Source organism: Streptomyces griseus subsp. griseus (genome assembly GCF_000720255.1).
GTDB lineage: Bacteria > Actinomycetota > Actinomycetes > Streptomycetales > Streptomycetaceae > Streptomyces > Streptomyces griseus_I.
Map to the genome: position 1 here is coordinate 96,532 of NZ_JOJE01000030.1, position 21,484 is coordinate 118,015.

The window sequence follows — 21,484 nt, forward strand, 5'->3', positions numbered from 1 at the left end:
CCACGGTGCCCCGGTCCGGAATAGCCGACGTCCTGCCCCTGTCGCCGTTGCAGGAAGGGCTGCTCTTCCACGCCCTGTACGACGACGAGCGGGCCCCCGACGTCTACGCCGCCCAGCAGGTCCTGGAGCTCACGGGTCCGGTCGACCCCGCCGCCGTACGCGCCGCCGGGCAGGCCCTGCTCGACCGGCACCCCAACCTGGGCGCCTGCTTCCGGCGCCGCGAGGCGGGACGGCCCGTGCAGATCGTGCCCACGGACGTCGAACTGCCCTGGGTCGAGGCCGACCTGTCCTGCCTGGGCGCCGACGAACGCGACAAGGAGTGGGAGCGCCTCCTGGACGAGGAGCGCACCCGCCGCTTCGACCTCGCGCGGCCACCGCTGCTCAGGTACCTGCTGGTGCGCTGGGCCGAGGACAGCCACCGCCTCGTCGTCACCAACCACCACATCCTCCTCGACGGCTGGTCCAAGCAGCTGCTGGTACGAGAGTTCAGCACCCTGTACGCCGGCGAGCACCCCACCTCGCTGCCCCCGGCGCCCGCCTACCGCGACTACCTCGCCTGGCTGTCCCGCCAGGACCGCGACGGTGCCGAGTCGGCCTGGCGGAACGCGCTGGACGGAGTGGTCGAACCCACCCTCCTCGCCCCCTCGGCGAACCCCACGGCCGTCCTGCCGGACGAACTCGTCGTCGAACTGCCCGAGGAACTGAGCCGGGCCGCCGACACCACGGCACGGTCCCTCGGGATCACCCTCAACACTCTCGTCCAGGGCGCCTGGGGGATGCTGCTCGGCCGGCTGACCGGCCGCACCGACGTCGTCTTCGGCCAGACCGTCAGTGTGCGCCCGCCCGAACTGCGGAACATCGCCTCGCTGGTGGGCTTCTGCATCAACACCACCGTCACGCGGGTGCGTTGGGACGACCAGGCCACCATCGCCGACCTCCTCACCGCCCTCCAGGGCCGGCAGACGAGCCTGCTCGCGCACCAGCACCTCGGCCTTGCCGACATCCGGCGGGGCACCGGCGTCGACGGCGAACTCTTCGACACCCTGCTCGCCTTCGAGAACCACCCGGCAGGCGCTTCATCGCCGCGGGTCACCCAGGTCACGGGCCGCGACGCGACCCACTACCCGCTCACCCTGGCCGTCCTGCCCGCCCATCGCCTGGCGCTCCGGCTGTCCTACCGCCCCGACCGGTACGACGAGACCGGCGCCCGCGCCCTCGTGGACCGGTTCGCCGCCGTCCTCGAAGCCCTGGCCACGGACCCGTCCCGCCGCGCCGCGGACGTGGCGGCCCTGCTGCCGGGGGAGCGCGAGCTGCTGCTGGGGGATGCCTCCACCGCCGAGGCGCCGGCCGCGGCCCTGCCCGAACTGTTCGCCCGGCAGGCCGCCCGCACCCCCGACGCGACGGCCGTGGTGCACGACGGTACCCGGCTGACGTACGCGGAACTGGACGCACGGGCCGACCGCCTGGCCCGACTGCTCGCGGCCCGTGGGGCCGGCCCGGAGCGGCTCGTCGCCCTGGCGCTGCCCCGCTCCCCGGACCTGGTGGTGGCCGTGCTGGCGGTGCTCAGGACGGGCGCGGCCTACCTGCCGATGGACCCGGACTACCCCGCCGACCGGCTGGCCTTCATGCTCGCCGACGCCGCGCCCGTGCTGCTGCTCACCACCGGAGGCCTGGCCTCTGGCCTGCCCAGCTCCGACGTCCCCGTGATCCGCCTGGACGAGCGGCTGCCCGAGGCCCCCGAGACGGCCCCGCCCCTCCTGACGGGCGACCACCTCGCCTACGTCATCTACACCTCCGGCTCCACCGGCCGGCCCAAGGGCGTCGCCGTACCGCACCGGAACGTGGTCCGGTTGTTCGAAACGACCCGCGCGTGGTTCGACTTCGGCCCGGACGACGTGTGGACGCTGTTCCACTCCTACGCCTTCGACTTCTCGGTCTGGGAGCTGTGGGGAGCGCTGCTGCACGGCGGCACGCTGGTGATCGTGCCGTTCGCGGTGAGCCGGGACCCGCGGGAGTTCCTGCGGCTCCTCGCCCGCGAGCACGTCACCGTGCTCAACCAGACCCCGTCGGCGTTCGGGGAACTGCTGCGCGCGGACGCCCACCTCCCCGAGGTCTCCCGCGAACTGGCGCTGCGTCACGTCGTGTTCGGTGGAGAGGCGCTCGATGTCGGGCAGATCGCCGAGTGGTACACGCGCCATCCGCAGGACGCTCCCGTCCTGGTGAACATGTACGGCATCACCGAGACCACCGTCCATGTGACCGGCCTGCCCCTGACGGCGGGACGGGTGACGGCCGGCATCGGCCGCCCCCTTCCCGACCTGCGCGCCTACGTCCTGGACGCCGGACTGCGACTCGTACCCCCGGGAGCCGTCGGCGAGTTGTACGTCGCCGGTGCCGGCCTGGCGCGCGGCTACCTGGGGCGTCCGGGGCTCACCGCCGGGCGGTTCGTGGCCGACCCCTTCGGCGGCCCGGGCGACCGGATGTACCGCACGGGCGACCTGGCCCGCCGGACGGCCGACGGTGGCCTGGAGTACCTGGGCCGGGCGGACGACCAGGTCAAGGTCCGCGGCTTCCGCATCGAGCCCGGCGAGGTCGAGGCGGCCCTCGCCTCCCACCCCGGCGTGGCGCGGGCCGCCGTCCTCGTGCAGGACGGACGGCTGGTCGGCTACGCCGTCCCCGTCTCCGCCTCCCTTGACGAGTCAGACGTACGGCGGCACGTGGCCGGGGTGCTGCCCGGCCACATGGTCCCCTCTGCCGTCGTCGTCCTGGACCGGCTGCCGCTCACCGCCAACGGCAAGCTGGACCGGGCCGCTCTGCCCGCCACCGGCCCCGCCACCGGCACGGGCCGGGCCCCGCGCACCCCGCACGAGGAGATCCTGTGCGGGCTCTTCACCGACGTTCTCGGCCTCGCCGCGCACCAAGCGGGCCCGGACGACAGCTTTTTCGCCCTCGGCGGCGACTCGCTGCTCGCCATGCGGCTCGCCGACCGGATCCGGAGTGCCCTCGGTGCCACGCTCCCGGTCCGCGCGGTCTTCGAGACGCCGACCCCCGCGGGCCTCGCGGCCCGAGTGGGGGAGACGGACGACGTACACCGTCCGCAGCTCACCCGCCTCCAGCGGCGGCCGGACCCGCTGCCCCTGTCGTACGCCCAACAGCGTCTGTGGTTCATGAGCCGCCTAGACGGCGGACACACCACGTACACCGTCCCCTGGGCGCTGCGCCTCACCGGACCCCTGGACCGGGCGGCGCTGGAAGAGGCCCTCGCCGACGTCGTGGCGCGCCACGAACCGCTGCGCACCCTCTGCCCCGACGTCCGGGGCACGCCCCACCAGTACGTCCTGGACCCGGGCCGGGCGCGACCACACCCTCGGGTCGTCCGGGCCACCCCCGAGGAACTGCCCGCCCTGCTCACCGCGACGGCGGGCCACCGCTTCGACCTCGCCACCGACCTCCCCCTGGCCGTCACCCTCTTCGACCTCGGCGCCGACACCCACGTCCTGCTGCTGCTCGCCCACCACATCGCCGTGGACGGCTGGTCCATGGCACCGCTGATGCGCGACCTGGAGACGGCGTACGCGGCCCGGTCGGCCGGGCACGCACCCGAGTGGCGGCGACTGCCAGTCCAGTACGCCGACTTCGCCTGCTGGCAGCGAGCGCTGCTGGACCCCACGGACAGCGACCTGATGGAACGCCAGATCGCCTTCTGGAAGGAGGCGTTGCGCGGCGCGCCCGAGGAACTCCCGCTCCCCACGGACCGCCCGCGGCCCGCCGAGCCCAGCGGCCGGGGCGACCGCGCCTGCGTCGCCCTCGACGCCGAGCTCCACGCCAGGCTCGCCGACCTCGCCGTGTCCTCGCGCGTCACCCTCTTCATGGTGCTCCAGGCGGGCCTCGCCGCACTGCTGACCCGCCTCGGCTCCGGCACCGACATCCCGATCGGCACACCGGTCGCCGGACGCACCGACGGCAGGCTCGACGACCTCGTCGGGTTCTTCGTCAACAGCCTCACCCTGCGCACCGACACCTCCGGCAACCCCACCTTCCGCGAACTCCTGCACCGCGTGAGGGACGTCGACCTCGCCGCCTACGCCCACCAGGACGTCCCGTTCGACCTCCTCGTGGAGGCCCTCAGTCCCGAACGCACCCTCGCCCGCCACCCCCTCTTCCAGGTCATGCTGGCCTTCACCGGCCACACCGCCGAACCCGCGCCGTCCCTGCCCGGCTTCGACGTCACCAGGGAACCCGTCGAGACCGGGGCCGCCCGCTTCGACCTGTCCCTCTACCTCACCGAGCGGCGCAACGACGACGGATCCCCCGCCGGGGTCGACGGCGTCGCCGAGTACAGCACCGACCTCTTCGACCCCGCCACGGCCCGGCGGCTCACACGACAGCTGGTGCGCCTCCTGACCGCCGTGGCCGCCGACCCCGACCGGCGCATCGGCGACCTCGATCTGCTCGACGCCACCCAACGGGCCCGGATCGACGCGTGGAACGCCACCACGCCCGAGATTCCCCATGCCTCACTGGCCGAACTCTTCCGCGCGCAGGCCCGCCGCACTCCGGGAGCCACCGCGCTCAACGACCTGACGTACGACGAACTGCACACACGGGCCGAGCGGTTGGCGCGCACACTGGCCGGGCGTGGGATCGGTCCCGGTGACGTGGTGGCGGTGCTGATGCCGCGCTCCGCGGACCGGATCGTCGCGCTGCTCGCGGTGGCGCTGGCCGGCGCGGCCTTCCTGCCGGTGGACCCCGCTCAGCCCCGCGAGCGCGTCGAACTGATGACGGCCGACGCCCGGCCGGCGTACGTCCTGCGGGACCTGCGGGAGGACGGCACCCCGGGCGAGCTGCCGGTGACGTACTCCGCGGACCAGGCCGCGTACGTCATCTACACCTCGGGTTCCACCGGCGTGCCGAAGGGCGTCGTCGTCGACAACCGGGGCCTGGCGGCCCTGGCACGGACGCAGCGGGACCGCTTCCGCCTCGGCCCGGACTCCCGGGTCCTGCAGTTCTCCGCACCGGGATTCGACGCGTCGGTGATGGAACTGCTCATGGCGTTCGCATCGGGCGGCACGCTGGTGGTGCCGGCGGATACCGGCCCTCTGGTCGGCGACGACCTCGAACGGGCCCTGCGGGACGGCGGTATCACCCACGCCCTGGTCCCGCCCGCCGCACTCGCCACACTGCCCACCTCCGACTTCCCCGCCCTGCGCACCCTGGTCGTGGGCGCGGAGGTGTGCCCGGGCGAGCTGGTGGCCCGGTGGGCGCCCGGGCGCCGTATGGCCAACGCCTACGGGCCGACCGAGTCCACGGTGTGCGCGACGATCAGCGTGCCGCTCTCCGGCGACCAGGCCCCGCCCATCGGCCGCCCCGTCGACGGCACCCGGGCGCACGTTCTGGACGCCTGGCTGCGTCCGGTGCCGCCCGGCGCGACGGGTGAGCTGTACCTCGCCGGCGCCGGAGTGGCCCGCGGCTACCTCGGCCGACCGGGGCTGACGGCGGAGCGGTTCGTGGCGGACCCCTTCGGCGGACCGGGCGAACGCATGTACCGGACGGGCGACCTGGCGCGCTGGTCGCTCGACGGCGAACTGGAGTACCTGGGACGCGCCGACGACCAGGTCAAGATCCGCGGCTTCCGCATCGAGCCCGCCGAGACCGAGGCGGTCCTGACCCGCCACCCGGCCGTCGCCCGTGCCGCGGTGGTCGTCCGCGAGGACGAGCCCGGCGAGCGACGCCTGACCGCCTACGTCGTTCCCGAGCGGCCCGGCCCCGCCCTCGACCCGGCGGAGCTGCGACGGCACGCGGAGCACGCGCTGCCGGACTACATGGTGCCGTCGGCCGTCGTCGTGCTCGACGCCCTCCCGCTGACCCCGCACGGAAAGCTCGACCGCAAGGCCCTGCCCGCGCCCTCCGCACCCGCAGGCACCGCGTCCGGGCGGCAACCGGTGACGCCCGCCGAACGCATCCTCGCGGGACTCTTCGGCGACCTCCTCAAGCTGACCGAAGTCCCCCTCGACCAGGGCTTCTTCGCGCTCGGCGGGGACAGCATCTCCTCGATCCGGCTGGTGAGCCGGGCGGCGGAGGCCGGAGTCGTCATCAGGCCCCGGGACGTCTTCGAGCGCCAGACCGTGGCCGGGCTGGCCGCCGTCGCCCGGGGCCCCGTGGGAGCGGCCGGCCCCGCCGCGGACGACGGTGTCGGCACGGCGGCCCTCACTCCGGTGATGCGCTGGCTCCTGGAGCGCGGCGGCCCTGTCGACCGGCTCAGCCAGTCCGTCCTCCTGACGGTCCCGGCCGGCGCGGGCCCGGCCCACCTGACCGAGACCCTGCAAGCCCTCATCGACCACCACGCCATGCTCCGGGCCCGCCTCACCCCCACCCCGGACCTGGAGGTGCGCCCGGTCGGGCAGGTGCGCGCCGCCGACCTGCTCGACCGTCGCGCCGTCGCGGGGACGGACGACTTGCACCGGGTCGTCGCCGAGGAGTTCGACCGGGTCCTGGAGCTGCTCGACCCTGCGGCGGGGGTGATGGTGCGCGCCGTGTGGTTCGACGCCGGCCCCGACCGGCCCGGACGTCTGCTGCTCGTCATCCACCACTTGGCGGTGGACGGGGTCTCCTGGCGGATCCTGGTACCGGACCTGGAGGCCGCCTGGACCGCGATCAGCGCAGGGCGCCCCGCCGAGTTGCCGCCGGTCGGCACCTCCTTCCGCCGCTGGTCCGTCCTCCTCGGCGAGGAGGCCTGCACGCCTGCGCGTGTCGCCGAGGCCGGGATGTGGCGCCGTATGGCGGCCGCCGCGCGCACCCTCTTGGGCGCCCGCCCGCTGGACCCCGAACGGGACACCGCCGCCACCACCCGCTCACTGCGGCTCACCCTGGGGCCGGACGTGACCGCTCCGCTGCTGACCACTGTCCCGGCCGCCTTCGGCATCGGCACCCAGGACGTGCTCCTGACCGGGCTCGCCCTCGCCGTCGCCGACCGTCAGAACTCCGCGCACGTCCTGGTCGACGTCGAGGGGCACGGCCGCGAGGAGGTGGCGCCGGGGCTGGACCTGTCCCGTACGGTCGGCTGGTTCACCTCCCTGTACCCCGTCCACCTCGACCTGGACGGCATCGACCCGCGCGACGCCCTGAGCGCCGGACCAGGAGCCGAGACCGCGGCCCGGCGCGTCGGTGAGCGGCTCCGCCAACTGCCCGACCACGGCGTCGGCTTCGGGCTGCTGCGTTACCTCAACCCCGACACCGCCCCTGATCTGGCCGAGCCGCCGACGCCCGAGATCGGCTTCAACTACCTGGGCCGTTTCCCCGCGCCGGCCGACACCGTCGCCGCGGACACGACCGACTGGGCCTTCGCCCCGGAGTCAATGGCCCTCGGCGTCGGCACCGACCTCGGCCTCGCCGCCGCCCACGCCCTCGACCTGAACGCGGTCGTCCAGGACTCCGACACCGGCCCCCGCCTGCTGTCCGACTGGACGTGGTCCGACGGCGTGCTCACCGAGGCGGACGTACGGGCCCTGGCCGACGGCTGGTACTCCGCGCTCACCGCCCTGGCCGCCAGGGCCGCACGGGCACCCGGAGCCGACCCGGACACCGACGCCCTCACCCAGGACGAACTCGACGAACTCGCCGCGGGCCTCGACGGCCAGGACGACCCGGAAGAGACGGTACGAACCCCATGACGGCACAGCCCGCGCCGACAAAACAGCCCGTGCCCACGCAATCCGCGTCGCCCGCGAAGTCCGCGTCCGTCGACGTCCTGCCCCTGACCCCGCTCCAGGAGGGCCTGCTCTTCCACGCCGTGTACGAGCACGAGGGCCACTCCCGGGACGTCTACGTGGTCCAGTTGGTCTTCGAACTCGACGGCACCGTGGACGCCGCCCGGCTGCGCGCCGCGGCCCAGGCCCTCCTGGAACGCCACCCCACCCTCCGGTCGGCCTTCCGGCGCCGCAGGGGCGGGCAACCGGTGCAGGTCGTGCCGCGCCGGGCCACCCTGCCGTGGACCGAGACCGACCTGACCGGGCCGGAAACCGACACCGAGCGGGAGTGGGCCCGCCTGCTGGACGAGGACCGGGACCGCGGATTCGACCCGGCCACGCCTCCACTCCTGCGGTGCACACTGGTCCGCACGGGAGAGCGGCGGCACCGGCTGCTCGTCACCCACCACCACATCCTGCTCGACGGCTGGTCGGTCTCCGTCCTCCTGCGTGAACTGCGCACCCTGTACGACGCCGGCGACGACCCCTCCGCTCTGCCCCCCGCCCCGCCCTACCGCACCTTCCTGGAGTGGCTGGGCCGCCGGGACCGTACCGCCTCCGAGGCCGCCTGGCGGGACGCGCTGGCCCAGCTCTCCCAACCGACCCGGCTGGCCCCGCACGCGCCCGACGGCCGGGGCTCGGGAGAACCGGCACAGGCCCGTGTCGAGTTGACGTCAGAGACCGGCACCGCGCTGACCGCACTGGCACGCGACCTGGGTGTCACCGTCAACACCCTTGTGCAGACCGCCTGGGCGATCCTGCTCAGCCGTACGACGGGCCACGACGACGTCGTCTTCGGCGCCACCGTCTCCGGCCGCCCGGCCGAACTGCCCGGTGTGGAGTCGATGGTCGGCCTGTTCATCAACACCGTCCCCACCCGGGTACGGTTGCGACCCGACGAGCCGCTGAGCGGACTGCTGCGCCGGGTCCAGGAGGGATACGTCCGGCTGCTGGACCACCATCATCTCGGCCTGGCGGACATCCAGCGGGCGGCCGGGGTGCCCCAACTCTTCGACACACTCGTCGTCTTCGAGAACTACCCGGTCGACGACCAGGAGACCGGCCGTCCCGGCGACGGCCTGCGTGTCGTAGGTACGGGCGGGCGTGACGCCACCCACTATCCGGTGACCCTGGTGGCCCTGCCCGGCCCGCGGCCGCGCTTCCGGCTCGCCTACCGGCCCGACCTCTTCGACGCCGACTGGGCCAACGCCACGCTCGACCGCCTCGTACGGCTCCTGGAGACCATGGCGCAGGACCCCGAACGCCTCCTCGGCGGAGTCGGGTTGGCACCCGGGGAGACCGGAGAGGAACTCCCTTCCGCGCCGCCGGCGACCCGCACACTCACCGACCTCTGGGCGGCCCAGGTCGCGGCCACCCCGGACGCGGTGGCCGTACTGGACCGGGGCGCCACCTGGACGTACCGCGAACTGGACGACCGCGCCGAACGGCTGGCCCGTCGGCTCGTTTCGCTCGGGGCGGGGCCCGAACGTGTCGTGGGCATCGCTCTGCCGCGCACGACGGACCTCGTCACGGCGGTCCTCGGCGTGCTGAAGTCCGGGGCGGCCTATCTGCCCCTCGACCCGGCCTACCCGCCGGACCGCCTCGCGTACATCGTCGGCGACGCCCGGCCGGTGGTCGTCCTCGCCACCGACGAGACGGTGGGGGTGCTGCCCGCGGACACGGTGACGCTCCCACCGGAGGCGGGGGGCAGTCAGGGGTCCTTGCCGGAGTCGCGGCCGGACAACCTCGCCTGCGTCACGTACACCTCCGGCTCCACGGGACGACCCAAGGGCGTGCTGGAGACCCACCGGGGCATCGTGGAGTTCGTCGAGTGGACGCACGCCACGCTCGGTCCCGAGCGGCTTGCCGAGGTGCTGTTCTCCACCTCGCTCAACTTCGACGTGTCCGTCTTCGAGATCTTCTCTCCCCTGCTGTGCGGCGGCCGCATCCAGATCGTGGAGAACCTGCTCGCACTCACCGCGGACGACACCGACGTCCGTGAGGTGAGCCTGATCAGCGGGGTGCCATCGGTGCTGAGCACGGTGGTCGCCGACCCCCCGGACATCTCACCCAGAGTCGTCGCACTCGGCGGCGAGCCCATCCCCGAACGCCTCCGCACCGACCTCGAAGCGGCGTTCCCCGCCGCCCGCATCATCAATTTCTACGGCCCCACCGAGGCGACCGTCTACGCCACCGCCTGGCAGTCCGACGTGGACCCGCACGCCACGGACGGGGCGCCGCCGCTGGGCCGCCCCCTCGCGCGCAACCGCCTTCACCTCCTCGACCAGGCCCTGCGGCCCGTGCCCGACGGGGTACCGGGGGAGATCTACCTGTCGGGCGGCGGACCGGCCCGCGGCTACCTCGGCCGCCCCGGACTGACCGCGCGGCGGTTCGTCGCCAACCCCTTCGGCGGCCCGGGGGAGCGGATGTACCGCACGGGCGACCTCGCCGTGCGCGGCTTCGACGGACAGCTGCGCTTCCTCGGCCGGACCGACCACCAGGTGAAGGTGCGCGGGTTCCGCGTCGAGCTCGGCGAGATCGAGGCCGTGCTCGCGGCCCACCCGGCTGTGACACAGGCGGCGGCCGCGGTGCGCGAGGACGCGCTGGGCGAGAAGCAGTTGGTCGCCTGTGCCGTGCCGGGTGAACCGGAGGGGGCGCGGCCCGCCGAGCTGCGCGCGCATCTCGCCCGTGCCCTGCCCGCGCACATGGTGCCCTCCACGGTCACCCTCCTCGAACGCCTCCCCCTCACCGCGAGCGGCAAGCTGGACCGCACGGCACTGCCCGCCCCCGGCGCCCCGGCTCCGGCGTCCGGCGCACCGCGCACCCAGCAGGAGGAGCGCCTCCGCGCGATCGTCGCCGACCTCCTCGGACTCGATCCGCTCCGCGTCGGCGTTCACGACAGCTTCTTCGACCTCGGTGGGCACTCCCTGCTGGTCCCCCGACTGACGGCCCGCATCCGTGCGGAACTCGGCGGCGAGCCGACGATGAGGGCGGTCTTCGACACACCGTCGGTGGCGGGGTTGGCGAGGTCGGCCGGGCCGCCGACTTCGGCGGTCGCCCCGGTCGCCCCGGTCGCCCCGGTCGCCCCGGTCGCCCCGGTCGCCCCGGTCGCCCCGGTCGTTCCGGCCGCCCCGGCCACCTCAGGTACCGCCCTCGGCGTCCTGCTGCCCCTGCGCACCCGTGGCCGTCGTGAGCCGCTGTTCTGTCTCCCGCCGGCCTCCGGGCTGGCCTGGGGTTTCGCCGGGCTGGCCCGGCATCTCGACGCCGATCGGCCGCTGTACGGGCTCCAGTCGCGGGGCCTGGTGCCCGGGCAGGTGCGGTCGGGCAGTCTGGCGGAGGCGGTCGCCGAGCACACCGCGCTGATCCGCCAGGTTCAGCCGCGGGGCCCGTACCACCTGCTGGGGTACTCCATGGGAGGTCTCGTAGCCCACCGCGTCGCGACGGAACTCCAGGCGGCGGGGGAGAGGGTGGCGCTGCTGGCGCTGCTCGACTCGTTCCCCGGCGAGTGGACGGCGCGGGGCCCGCGCCCGACCGATCGGCCCGCGGTGCTCCGCGCCCTCCTCACCATCCTGGGGCGCCCGGCGGCACCGGAGGACGAGGAGCTGACCGACGCGAGGTTCACGGAACTCGTCCGCCGCGTGCCGGACCTGCCGGGCGGCCTCGACGACGCCGAACTGGAGGCACTGGTCGAGGTGACGGCGAACAACCGTCGCCTCATGGCGGAGTTCGCCCCCGCCTCGTACCAGGGCGACCTTCTCTTCTTCACCGCCGCCCATGATCCCGACGCACACCCCGGACGGCACGGCTCATGGCGGCCGTACGTCGAAGGGCGCGTCGACAACCACGACATCCCCTGCCTCCACGGAGGGATGACGGGGCCCGCCGCACTGGACCGGATCGGGCCCGTGCTGGATCGCCGGCTCCGGGCCACCGCACCCCGGCACGCCTGACCGCCCGACTCCTCACGCACGCCTGACACTCCACACACGCCCGACACGACAGGAGCGACTCCCCATGAGCACCAACCCGTTCGACGACGACACCCTCGAGCACCTCGTCCTGGTGAACGACGAGGGACAGCACTCGCTGTGGCCCGCCTTCGCCGAGGTCCCGGCCGGCTGGACCGTCGTGCACGGCCGGGCGAGCCGCCAGTCCTGCCTGGACCACGTCGAGGAGCACTGGACCGACATGCGCCCCAAGAGCCTCATCCGGGCCATGGGCGAATAGACGGATCGGGGTACGAGACGATGGACTCGCGGCGGACGATCGCTCCCGAGGAACTCGACACACTGGACCTGGCCGAGCCGCGACTGCACGCCGAGAGCGACCTGTCCGCCGTGTGGCGCCACCTCAGGGAGCACGACCCGGTCCACTGGAACCCGCAGACCGGATCCGCCCCCGGCTTCTGGGTGGTGACCCGGCACGCCGACGTCACCGCCGTCTACCGGGACAGCGCGCGCTTCACCTCCGAGGGCGGCAACGTCCTGGAGACCCTGCTGGCCGGCGGCGACTCCGCGGCCGGCCGGATGCTCGCGATCACCGACGGCGCGCGGCACACCGGACTGCGCCGCGTCCTGATGTCGGCGTTCACCCCGCGGGCCCTGGAACCGATCGTCGACAGTGTCCGCAGGTCGGTACGGCGGCTGCTGCGGGACGCGATCGAGCAGGGCACCTGCGACTTCGCCACCGACGTGGCCGCGGGTATCCCGCTCGGTGCGATCTGCGACCTGCTCGGAGTGCCGGACGGCGACCGGGCCGAGGTGCTCCGGCTGACCTCGTCCGCGCTGGGTTCGCACGACGCGGACAGCACGGCGGCCGACGCCTGGATCGCCAAGAGCGAGATCCTGCTCTACTTCGCCCAGCTGGCCCGTGAACGGCGCGCCGGCGGTCACGCCGACGTCATCGCACTGCTCGCCGGCAGCCGCGTGAACGGGCTGCCGTTGGACGACGACGAGATCATGCTCAACTGCTACAGCCTGATCCTCGGGGGCGACGAGACGGCCCGGCTGTCCATGGTCGGCGCCGCCCTGGCGCTGGTGGACCACCCCGACCAGTGGCGGGCGCTCAAGCGGGGCGAGACGGGGATCGACACCGCGGTGGAGGAGATGCTGCGCTGGACGACCCCCGCGCTGCACTCGGGGCGCACCGCCACCACCGACACGGAGATCAGGGGACGGCCGGTCCGCGCCGGGGACGTCGTCACCGTCTGGAACGCCTCCGCCAACCGCGACGAGCGGGTGTTCGACGAACCCGGCCGGCTGCGCCTGGACCGGAGCCCCAACAAGCACGTGACCTTCGCCTACGGTCGCCACTTCTGCCTGGGCGCCTACCTGGCCCGGGCCGAGATCGGGGCCGTCCTGGCCGGACTGCGCGACACGGTGGCGGAGCTGGAGCTGACCGGTCCGGCCCGGCCGGTGTACTCCAACTTCCTCAGCGGCCTCAGCTCGCTGCCGCTGGCGCTGAAAGGGGAGTGACGGAAGGCGGCGTGGCACGGGCGTGGTCCGAGTAGGCTCCGCCACATGCGCATCTCCGTCTCCTCCGACATGGACGAACCCGTCGCCCGCTCCCTCGTCGAACAGTTGCGGGCCCGGGGCCACGAGGTGCGCGCCTACGGCGCGCTGCGGACCGGGGACGACCCGCGGTGGGCGGTGTGCTCGGAGACGGCGGCCCGTGAGGTGGCCGCCGGGACGGCGGACCAGGCGGTCGTGTGCTGCTGGACCGGCACGGGTGCCTCGATCGCCGCGAACAAGGTGCCCGGGGTACGGGCGGCCCTGTGCACCGACGCGTACACGGCGGACGGCGCCCGCCGCTGGAACGACGCCAACGTGCTGGCGCTCAGCCTGCGGCTGACCTCCGAACCGCTGCTCAAGGAGATCCTGGACGCCTGGTTCGCCGCCGACGCCGGCGAAGACGCCGAGGACCGCGAGAACATCGCCCACGTGGAGCGGCTCGACCGAGGTCGGGCGGACTCCCACGCCCCGCAGGCCCCGTAGTCCCCTCGACGCCCCAGTTGCCGTGCATCCCGTGTGCACGGTCCCCGCGGGGCGCACACATCGGGGCGAACGGCGCAGACGCGGGAGCAGGGGACGGGCACGTGTGCGCCCTGTCACGGGGTCTTGTTGAGCCCTTACAGTGTGGCGCCCAGCCTTGTGCCGTACGTCGGCAGGGCGGAGCCCCACCCCCGGTGGCCACCGGCCGTACCGCCCGGCCGTCACCACTTCCCGGCGCGCCCCGCGTACACGGGCGCGGCGGGCCGGAGCGACGTGACCCGAGGTCCACCCGCGCGACAGCACCAACCCCGTGAAACCGCTCGGACCAGGCAGCCGAGTGTCCGCGGTCCGAGCGCGTGTCCAAAGCCCTGGGAGGCCGCTGTGTCCCGACCGTGCATCGCCCTGATCGCCGACCCCACCTCTTCCGAAGGCTGCCGCGAGTACCTGGCCACAGCCGTGGAACTGCTCACCGGCGCATCCGCCGTCCGTATCGACGCCCGCCACTTCGCCCCCGACGGGACCGGCTGCGCCGTCCCCGACGGAGACCGCTTACGGCTGAAGGTCCCCGAGGAGGGGCTGGACTTCGTGCCCGACGTCGTCGTGGTCTACGAGATCCCGCCGCACCGCCGACAGGGACTCGCCGCCTTCCAGCAGCTCCTGGAAGCGCACCACGTGGTCACCCTCGCCACCGGCACGGACGCCTGGCGTACGGCCACGGAGAAGAACCTCACCGTGGCCCGCTTCGCCCGGGACGGTGTCGCCCAGATGGACACCGAGGTGCTGTCCCGGCCCGGTGCGCGCGAGGCCGAGACCGCCTTCCACCGGCTCGGCGGGGACACCTGGGCCCGGCCCGTGATCGGTACGGGAGGCAACGACACCTTCCACGTGACCACGCCGGTCCAGCTCGAGGAGGCCGCCGCGTTCTACGCGGAGCGGGGTACCGACTGGCTGCTCTCCCGGGACGCGCGGAACATCAGGCCGGACGGTGCCCGTCACCAGTTCCGCGTTTTCGTCCTCGGAGGCCGTGTCATCCACGCCCGGGAGCACGTACAACCCCGGACGGACACCCCGTGCAACACCTGCCAGGGGGCCACCGCCCTCCACATCACCCCGGAGAACCTGCCCGCCCGCCTCACCGAGCTCGCCGTCGCCGCCACCGCCTCCGTCGGACTGCCCTTCGCGGGCGTCGACCTGGCCGTCGAGAACGGCGGAGTCGTGTTCGAGGTCAACGTCCACCCCGCCTTCGTGGACGGCGAGCTCGAGCTCCAACGGGTGGCCGTGCCATACATCCAGGCGCACCTCGACGCCCTAACCCTCGCCCGAGGCGACCGGCCCACGGTCGCACCCCGAGCGAGGGCGTCCCTGGGCCGAGGAGGCCGACTGTCGACCCACTGAGACGGCAACCGCGCCTCACAGAGGTGCTGTGACCTGGCTGACCAGGCTTTATGTCCGGTCGCCCTTCGGCTTGCCCCGCTGGTCCGGGGTGCCGTGCGGGGGAGGGCTGAGGGGCTGGGCCGAGGTCGCGGGGGAGACGTGGGAGGCCGACCGGCCGCGGCCCTGCTCGGGACGGAGCGCCCCGGGGTCTCCGGAGGTCGGTTCGGCGCCCGCCCGCAGCTGCTCCAGGCGGGAGGTCAGCACCTCCGTCACCGGGCGGCGGTCGGCGTGCTCGTGCTCATAGGCGAGCAGCTTCTCCACGTCCCCTGCGGCCAGCGACCGTACGCGGCTCTCCAGGCCGCCGATCGGCAGATGGTCGTAGTCGGGCAGCGGCAGCGTGCCGCGGCCGGAGTCGGCCATGAATCTCACTCCTCGGAGTCGAGTGCGTGCGCTCGGGCCGGATCCTCAGTGGGCGCCCAGTCCGCCCCCGCCGAAGGAACCGCTGCTGCCGCGGCCCCAGCGCGGGCGCTGCTTCGACGGGCTCGAGCGGGTCTGCATATTGGTCAGCTCGTACGGGGTCAGCGCACGGCCGTCCTTCGAGACCTGGGGTACCTCGTCGGGTTCCCGGTTCTCCTGCACCTCATGGACCGGTCCGTCCGGGGGGAGGTGCGGCTGCTCTTCGGGTCGCGGCCGGGGCGACTCGTTGAGTTTGATGCGGTAGCCCAGCCAGAAGCCACCGGCCAGAACGGCCAGCACGGCCACGCCGACCACGAAGAGTCCGATGCTGAGCAGCCCGCTCGCTTCGGCCAGCTGCATGGTTGCGGTACTCATATCAGGTGAATACCCCTCGAAGGGTGAGTGAACCGGCCGATCCGGTTCCGCTACCGCCCGAGGACCTCCGGCAGCTCCGCCGTACCCGGGTTTGACGCTCACCGCACCGGCTACCCGGGTCTACGTGACACCGACGACATCCCAGCAGGAGCTCTTCCGGTTCCTGGAGGACCGCTTCGCCTGTGCGCAGGCGTGTACCGAATGCGCCCGGGCGTGCGCGCTACGGGCGAGCCTCGTGGATCCGGACGGGACGGAACAGCAGGAACTCGTACGCCGCAAGGGCATCATGTGCGCGGAGGTGTGCGACGCGACCTGCCGAGTGCTGTCCGAGCAGAACCATCTGGACGAGGCCAGCCTGCGCGTCCAGCTGGAGTGGTGCCGGACCGTTTGCCTGGAGAGCGCGCACGTCTTCGACGCGCACCCCGGCGCCGAGGAGAGTGCCGAGGCCTGCCGCGCGTGCGCCAAGGCCTGCACGGAGTTCATCGCCACCCTGGTCTGACCCGGCCCGACCCTCACCGTGGCACCCCGGCCGCCTCCGTCGGCCTCCACGCCGGCCGAGGAGGCCACCGGGCCGCGCCCGGGGAGCGACCCGGCCGCGCCGCCCACCAGGCGACCGGTCGCCGCGCCGAGCGCCGACGACCGCTTGCCCCGGCCGCGCCGAGCACCCGGCGACCGCCCGCCCGGCGACCGGTCGCCGCGCCGAGCGCCGACGATCGCCTGCCCCGGCCGCGCCGACCGGCCCGCCCGGTGGTTTGCGCTCGCTACGCCCCGCCCAGTGGCCGCCCCACCGTGAGGTTCCAGCGGCCCGACCTTCCGCTGAGCTCCACGGCCGTCAGCGGCGGTACGTCCGTGCGCCACAGGGCTTGTGCCGGTGCACCGAGGGCGTGGACGACCGCGGCGCGGATCACCTCCGGTTCGACCACGGCGACGCTCCGCCCCGGGGCCCCGGCGGCCGTTTCCAGCCAGGCGGCGACCCGGTCGCACAGCTCTCGGACCGACTCGCCGCCGTGCGGGGCGGCGCCGGGATCCGCCAGCCACTCGGCGAGGGCCTCGGGCTCCGTCGCGCCCACCTCCGCCAGCGTCGCCCCGCGCCAGCGGCCGGCGTCCAGCCCCGCGAGCCGAGGCACTTCCACGGCGTCGAGCTCGAGCGCCCCGGCCGTCTCGCGGCAGCGCACGGTGGGGGAGGACCAGGCGCGCTCCCAGGACGGCAGGATGCCCGCGGCCGCCCGGGCGCGGCGCAGCCCCGCCGGGTCGAGGGAGCAGCCGTCGTCGAAGCGGGCCTCCCGCAGCGCCGCACTGATCGCCGGTGAGACCAACATCACTCGGCTTGTCATGCCCACTCCGTTACTTCGGCCACTCCTCGCCCCCAACACCCTTCCGCAGCCCGTGACTTGACGTGCCGCCAGGCCCACCCGGGCGCACGCCACGCACCCACGCGCCCTTGGCCGATTCCCTGCCTCGCGGTACGGTCACGTCGAAATCGACGACGGTACGTGGAAGCCGGTGGGATTCCGGCACGGTCGCGCCACTGTATGCCGGGCACGCACTTCGGTGCGGGCCGGGCGAGTCAGACCCGCGCCCGTCGTCCTGTGCACCACCGAAATGGGACGCGAGTTCCCCAGGGAGGTCCTGCCATGGCGCAGTCCGCCGTCCAGCCGAGCGCTGCCCCCACTGCCGTACCCGAGAAGCTGCCGATCGGCGCGATCGTCCCCTGGGCGGTCTTCTTCGGCATCCTGATGCTGGTCCTGCTCTACTTCGTCGGCGCCGAACAGGGCGCCACCTCCGTGATGTCCGGAGAGGACGTCCACGAGTGGGTGCACGACGCCCGCCACCTGCTCGGCTTCCCCTGCCACTGACGGCCGGGGAAGGACGTACCAGACCATGAACTCCACCACCGTCCGCGCCCTCCTGGTGCGTGGCATGCTCGCGGGACTCGCCGCGGGCCTGCTCGCCCTGGTCGTCGCCTACTTCCTGGGCGAGTCGCGGGTCGACGCGGCCATCGCCTTCGAGGAGGCGCACGCCCACCACCACGGGGGAGGCGCCGAACCCGTCAGCCGTACGATGCAGTCCACCGCGGGCCTGTCCACCGGTGTCCTCGTCTACGGCGTCGCGTTCGGCGGCATCGCCGCCCTCGCGTACTGCTTCGCACTCGGCCGGATCGGCCGCTTCGGGCCCCGTGCGAGCGCGCTGCTCCTGGCGACGGCCGGCCTGGTCGCCGTCTACGTCGTGCCGTTCCTGAAGTACCCCGCCAACCCGCCCGCCGTGGGCGACCCCGACACGATCGGACAGCGCACGGCGCTCTACTTCCTGATGGTGGCGCTGAGCGTCCTGCTCGCCGTCGCCGCCGTGATCCTGGGCCGGCGCCTGGCGCCACGCCTGGGCAACTGGAACGCGACCCTCGCCGCGGGCGCGTTCCTCGTCCTGGCCGTCGGGTCGGCGTACGCCTTCCTGCCGTCCTTCAACGAGGTCCCCGAGCACTTCCCGGCCACCCTGCTGTGGCAGTTCCGCCTCGCGGCGCTCGCCGTGCAGGCCACCCTGTGGACCACCTTCGGGCTGGTCTTCGGGCTGCTCGCGGAGCGGGTGCTCGCGCCACGCGCCGTCGAGCGGGAGGTGGCCGCCGCGCGGCCGACTCCCGTGGCACCGTGACCGGTTCCCGATGAAAGAGGCCCTCGGCCGCGCGAGTTCACCGCGCAGCCGAGGGCCTCTTCACGTCTCCCCGCCATTCCCAATTATTGGAACACGTTCTACCGTGTGCGCCGTCAGGACCGGCCCAGGGGAGCCAGGAGGCGCCGTGCATCTCGACCACACGCCCGAGCAGCAGCGGCTGCGCAGCGAACTTCGCGCCTACTTCGCCGAGTTGGTGCCCGAGAACGCCCCGGCCCGGCACACCGACCCGGCCGCCCAGAAACGCTTCTACCGCGAGACGATCCGACGGCTCGGCGCCGACGCCTGGCTCGGCGTGGGCTGGCCCGAGCAGTACGGCGGGCGCGGTCTGACCGCGATGGAGCAGTTCATCTTCTTCGACGAGGCCGCCCAGGCGGGCGTCCCCCTCCCGCTGATGGCGCTCAACACCGTCGGCCCGACGATCATGCGGTACGGCACGGACGAGCAGAAGGCGTACTTCCTGCCGAAGATCCTCTCCGGCGAGATCGACTTCGCGATCGGCTACAGCGAGCCCGGCGCGGGCACCGACCTGGCGTCCCTCAAGACCCGCGCGGTCCGTGAGGGCGAGGAGTACGTCGTCAACGGGCAGAAGATCTGGACGACCAACGGGGACACCGCCGACTGGGTGTGGCTCGCCGTGCGCACCGACCCCGAGGCACCGCCGCACAAGGGCATCACCATGCTCCTCGTCCCGACCACCGACCCCGGCTACTCCTGCACCCTCATCCACACCCTCGCCGGCCACGACACCACCGCCAGCTACTACGAGAACGTCCGCGTCCCCGTCACCCATCGCGTCGGCGCGGAGAACCAGGGCTGGCGGCTGATCACCAACCAGCTCAACCACGAGCGCGTCACCCTCGCCGCCCACGGCACCATGGCCATCCGCGCCCTGCACGACGTACAGCGCTGGGCCATGGAGACCAAGCTCGCCGACGGCCGCCGCGTCGTCGATCTGCCCTGGGTGCGCCGCCTCCTCGCCCGCACCCACACCCGCCTCGACGCCCTCAAGCTCCTCAACTGGCAGATGGTCACCGCCGTCCACAACGGCACCCTCACCCCGCAGGACGCCTCCGCCGTCAAGGTCTACGGCTCCGAGGCGCGCCGGGACGCCTACGCGGCACTCCTGGAGATCGTCGCCGTTCCGGGCGCGCTGCAGGAGGGCTCGGCGGGCGCGGTGCTCCGCGGTGAACTGGAGCGCGGCTACCGCTCGGCGGTGATCTTCACCTTCGGTGGCGGCAACAACGAGATCCAGCGCGAGATCATCTCCTGGATCGGTCTGGGGATGCCGAGGGTGCGGCGTTGATGTTGTGTGACGAGGCTTTCTCGTTGGCGTAAATGCCTGCGAAAGGCCAGGTAGTTGCGGGAATTACGCTCGTAGCGGTGGGTGAGTCTGCGGTAGCCGGACAGCCACGACGTGGTCTGCTCCATCACCCCTGCGGCGGTCAAAACGAGATCACTCGCCCGGCTCGAGCGCCGCGGGTATGCGGTACTGCACGACCGGGCTGTCCCCGGTTCGCGAGCCGATATTGGTAACTGCGGCTGACGCAACTTGACGAATGCCTCTTGCTGAGGGTCAGCGCAGCCGGTCCTTGGCCTTGTAGTACGCCCCGGCGAAGGGCAGGAACCAGGCGGTGCCGTTGTAGAACGGCACCGGAACCTTGGGGAAGCCGAAGCCGCGCATGGGGTTGGCCTCCGGGTGGCCGTCCATGACCTCGGCCATGGCGCGGCCCATGTAGGTGGCCATCTGGACGCCGTGGCCGCAGTAACCCATGGAGTAGTAGAGGCCGTTGGCCTCGCCCGCGTGCGGAACGCGGTCGTAGGAGAAGCCGACCATGCCGCCCCATACATAGTCGACCTTCACCCCGGCCATCTGCGGGAAGATCTCGGTCATCTCCCGCTTCAGAACGTCACCGCTCTTGACGTCCGAGGCGGGGTCCGAGGGGGCGAAGCGGGCCCGGCCGCCGAAGGCCAGGCGGTTGTCCGGGGTGATTCGAATGTAGTGGCCGATGTTCTTGGAGGACACGACCACGCGGTTGTTGGGGATGAGCTGCCGGGCCCGCTCCTCGCCCAGTGGCTCGGTGACGATGACGAAGCTGCCGACGTTGATCAGCCGCTTGCGGAACCAGGGCATGGCCTTGTCGGTGTAGGCGTCGGTGGCCGCCATGACCTGCGTGGCGCGGATGGTGCCGTGCAGGGTCTCGACGAGGAAACCGCCCTCGGGGAGGCGGTGCAGCGCGGTGGCGGCGTTGCGTTCGTGGATCTGAGCCCCGGCGCGTTCGGCGGCCTCGGCCAGGCCATGGACGTATTTGCCGACGTGAAGGTGCGCGCTGAGCGGGTCGAGCAGGGCTCCGTGGTAGTAGTCGGAGCCCAGCTCGGCACGTAGATCGCTCTTGCTCAGCAGCGTGGTGTCGTGGCCGAAGTTGTCGGCCAGGTCGCGCTGCTTGGCCCGCATGCTCTCGAAGTGCTGCGGCTTGAACGCGACGCCCAGACGCCCTACGCGGTGGAAGTCGCAGTCGATCTGCTCCTTGACCGTCAGCTCCTCCACCACGTCCACCGCCTCGCGGAAGGCGTCGTACAGTTCCCGGGCCCGCGGCTGCCCGTAGCGCTTGCGCGCCTCGGCGGGACTGATGGTGATGCCCTGGGTGCACATGCTGCCGTTGCGCCCGGAGGCGCCGGAGCCGACCTTGTCCTTCTCCACGAGGACGACGTGGGCGCCCTTGCGTGCCGCGTGGTAGGCGGTGGACAGGCCGGTGAGGCCGCCGCCGATGACCACCAGGTCCGCCTGCTCGGGCAGGGGCTTGCCGGTCCGGTCGGGGAAGGCGGGAGCTGTGTCGAGCCAGTAGGGGATCTGCTTCATGACGTACGTCCTCGGGTCTT

13 protein-coding genes, 4 pseudogenes and 1 riboswitch are annotated in these 21,484 nt (G+C 73.1%); of the genes and pseudogenes, 12 read left to right on the forward strand and 5 right to left on the reverse strand.

Annotated features, from left to right (window positions below; genetic code table 11):
- Window positions 1-5: 5 nt before the first annotated feature.
- The 8 genes and pseudogenes from IG99_RS31460 to IG99_RS31485 form a co-directional block, all read left to right on the forward strand.
- A pseudogene (locus tag IG99_RS31460) lies at window positions 6-5,867 on the forward strand (amino acid adenylation domain-containing protein); the annotation flags it as partial.
- A 108-nt stretch (window positions 5,868-5,975) separates the two neighbouring features.
- Window positions 5,976-6,131 (forward strand): annotated as a pseudogene (locus IG99_RS52080) (phosphopantetheine-binding protein); the annotation flags it as partial.
- Window positions 6,132-6,275: 144 nt separating this feature from the next.
- Window positions 6,276-7,670: pseudogene (locus IG99_RS52085) on the forward strand (condensation domain-containing protein); the annotation flags it as partial.
- Window positions 7,671-7,699: 29 nt separating this feature from the next.
- A complete protein-coding gene (locus IG99_RS31465) occupies window positions 7,700-11,695 on the forward strand; it encodes a non-ribosomal peptide synthetase (protein ID WP_037679930.1) in 3,996 nt (1,331 codons plus the stop codon).
- A gap of 64 nt (window positions 11,696-11,759) precedes the next feature.
- Window positions 11,760-11,972: an MbtH family protein gene (locus tag IG99_RS31470; RefSeq protein WP_037679933.1), complete on the forward strand. Its 213-nt coding sequence runs from the start codon at window positions 11,760-11,762 to the stop codon at window positions 11,970-11,972.
- A gap of 20 nt (window positions 11,973-11,992) precedes the next feature.
- Window positions 11,993-13,219, forward strand: a complete 1,227-nt coding sequence (locus IG99_RS31475) for a cytochrome P450 (RefSeq protein ID WP_037679935.1) — start codon at window positions 11,993-11,995, stop codon at window positions 13,217-13,219.
- A 45-nt stretch (window positions 13,220-13,264) separates the two neighbouring features.
- Window positions 13,265-13,738, forward strand: coding sequence for an RpiB/LacA/LacB family sugar-phosphate isomerase (locus IG99_RS31480; protein WP_037679937.1), 474 nt, complete (start codon window positions 13,265-13,267; stop codon window positions 13,736-13,738).
- A gap of 378 nt (window positions 13,739-14,116) precedes the next feature.
- Window positions 14,117-15,130: an ATP-grasp domain-containing protein gene (locus IG99_RS31485; RefSeq protein ID WP_051866114.1), complete on the forward strand. Its 1,014-nt coding sequence runs from the start codon at window positions 14,117-14,119 to the stop codon at window positions 15,128-15,130.
- A 48-nt stretch (window positions 15,131-15,178) separates the two neighbouring features.
- Here IG99_RS31485 and IG99_RS31490 read toward each other — a convergent pair whose 3' ends face one another.
- Window positions 15,179-15,529, reverse strand: a complete 351-nt coding sequence (locus IG99_RS31490) for a hypothetical protein (RefSeq protein WP_037679938.1) — start codon at window positions 15,527-15,529, stop codon at window positions 15,179-15,181.
- 45 nt (window positions 15,530-15,574) lie between these two features.
- The gene (locus tag IG99_RS31495; protein WP_199815645.1) at window positions 15,575-15,940 is read right to left on the reverse strand and encodes a DUF6479 family protein; all 366 of its coding nucleotides are present in this window, start codon (window positions 15,938-15,940) and stop codon (window positions 15,575-15,577) included.
- A 124-nt stretch (window positions 15,941-16,064) separates the two neighbouring features.
- Between IG99_RS31495 and IG99_RS31500 the strand changes: the two genes are divergently transcribed.
- Window positions 16,065-16,439, forward strand: coding sequence for a four-helix bundle copper-binding protein (locus IG99_RS31500; protein WP_037680027.1), 375 nt, complete (start codon window positions 16,065-16,067; stop codon window positions 16,437-16,439).
- A 262-nt stretch (window positions 16,440-16,701) separates the two neighbouring features.
- On the opposite strand, the gene IG99_RS31505 is transcribed toward IG99_RS31500, so the two are convergent.
- Window positions 16,702-17,274 carry a histidine phosphatase family protein gene (locus tag IG99_RS31505; protein WP_037679943.1) on the reverse strand — a complete coding sequence of 191 codons (573 nt, stop codon included), beginning with the start codon at window positions 17,272-17,274 and terminating at the stop codon, window positions 16,702-16,704.
- A gap of 115 nt (window positions 17,275-17,389) precedes the next feature.
- A riboswitch (cobalamin riboswitch) is annotated at window positions 17,390-17,537 on the forward strand.
- 37 nt (window positions 17,538-17,574) lie between these two features.
- Here IG99_RS31505 and IG99_RS31510 point away from each other — a divergent pair.
- The 3 genes from IG99_RS31510 (at window position 17,575) to IG99_RS31520 (ending at window position 19,910) form a co-directional block, all read left to right on the forward strand.
- Window positions 17,575-17,796: a CbtB domain-containing protein gene (locus tag IG99_RS31510; protein ID WP_037679945.1), complete on the forward strand. Its 222-nt coding sequence runs from the start codon at window positions 17,575-17,577 to the stop codon at window positions 17,794-17,796.
- 25 nt (window positions 17,797-17,821) lie between these two features.
- Complete coding sequence (locus tag IG99_RS31515) at window positions 17,822-18,586, forward strand: CbtA family protein (protein ID WP_037679946.1); 765 nt, start codon at window positions 17,822-17,824, stop codon at window positions 18,584-18,586.
- A gap of 145 nt (window positions 18,587-18,731) precedes the next feature.
- Window positions 18,732-19,910: an acyl-CoA dehydrogenase family protein gene (locus tag IG99_RS31520; RefSeq protein ID WP_037679947.1), complete on the forward strand. Its 1,179-nt coding sequence runs from the start codon at window positions 18,732-18,734 to the stop codon at window positions 19,908-19,910.
- 41 nt (window positions 19,911-19,951) lie between these two features.
- On the opposite strand, the pseudogene IG99_RS49730 reads toward IG99_RS31520, so the two are convergent.
- Window positions 19,952-20,038, reverse strand: a pseudogene (locus tag IG99_RS49730) (IS5/IS1182 family transposase); the annotation flags it as partial.
- Window positions 20,039-20,180: 142 nt separating this feature from the next.
- The gene (locus IG99_RS31525) at window positions 20,181-21,464 is read right to left on the reverse strand and encodes an NAD(P)/FAD-dependent oxidoreductase (RefSeq protein ID WP_037679948.1); all 1,284 of its coding nucleotides are present in this window, start codon (window positions 21,462-21,464) and stop codon (window positions 20,181-20,183) included.
- Window positions 21,465-21,484 lie beyond the last annotated feature (20 nt).

Excerpts from the sequence above, each read along its gene's own strand:
- IG99_RS31470 (WP_037679933.1), top strand. The coding sequence starts at position 11,760 with ATGAGCACCAACCCGTTCGACGACGACACCCTCGAGCACCTCGTCCTG.
- IG99_RS31475 (WP_037679935.1), top strand. The coding sequence starts at position 11,993 with ATGGACTCGCGGCGGACGATCGCTCCCGAGGAACTCGACACACTGGAC.
- IG99_RS31480 (WP_037679937.1), top strand. The coding sequence starts at position 13,265 with ATGCGCATCTCCGTCTCCTCCGACATGGACGAACCCGTCGCCCGCTCC.
- IG99_RS31490 (WP_037679938.1), bottom strand. The coding sequence starts at position 15,529 with ATGGCCGACTCCGGCCGCGGCACGCTGCCGCTGCCCGACTACGACCAT.
- IG99_RS31495 (WP_199815645.1), bottom strand. The coding sequence starts at position 15,940 with ATGAGTACCGCAACCATGCAGCTGGCCGAAGCGAGCGGGCTGCTCAGC.
- IG99_RS31505 (WP_037679943.1), bottom strand. The coding sequence starts at position 17,274 with ATGACAAGCCGAGTGATGTTGGTCTCACCGGCGATCAGTGCGGCGCTG.
- IG99_RS31510 (WP_037679945.1), top strand. The coding sequence starts at position 17,575 with ATGGCGCAGTCCGCCGTCCAGCCGAGCGCTGCCCCCACTGCCGTACCC.
- IG99_RS31515 (WP_037679946.1), top strand. The coding sequence starts at position 17,822 with ATGAACTCCACCACCGTCCGCGCCCTCCTGGTGCGTGGCATGCTCGCG.
- IG99_RS31525 (WP_037679948.1), bottom strand. The coding sequence starts at position 21,464 with ATGAAGCAGATCCCCTACTGGCTCGACACAGCTCCCGCCTTCCCCGAC.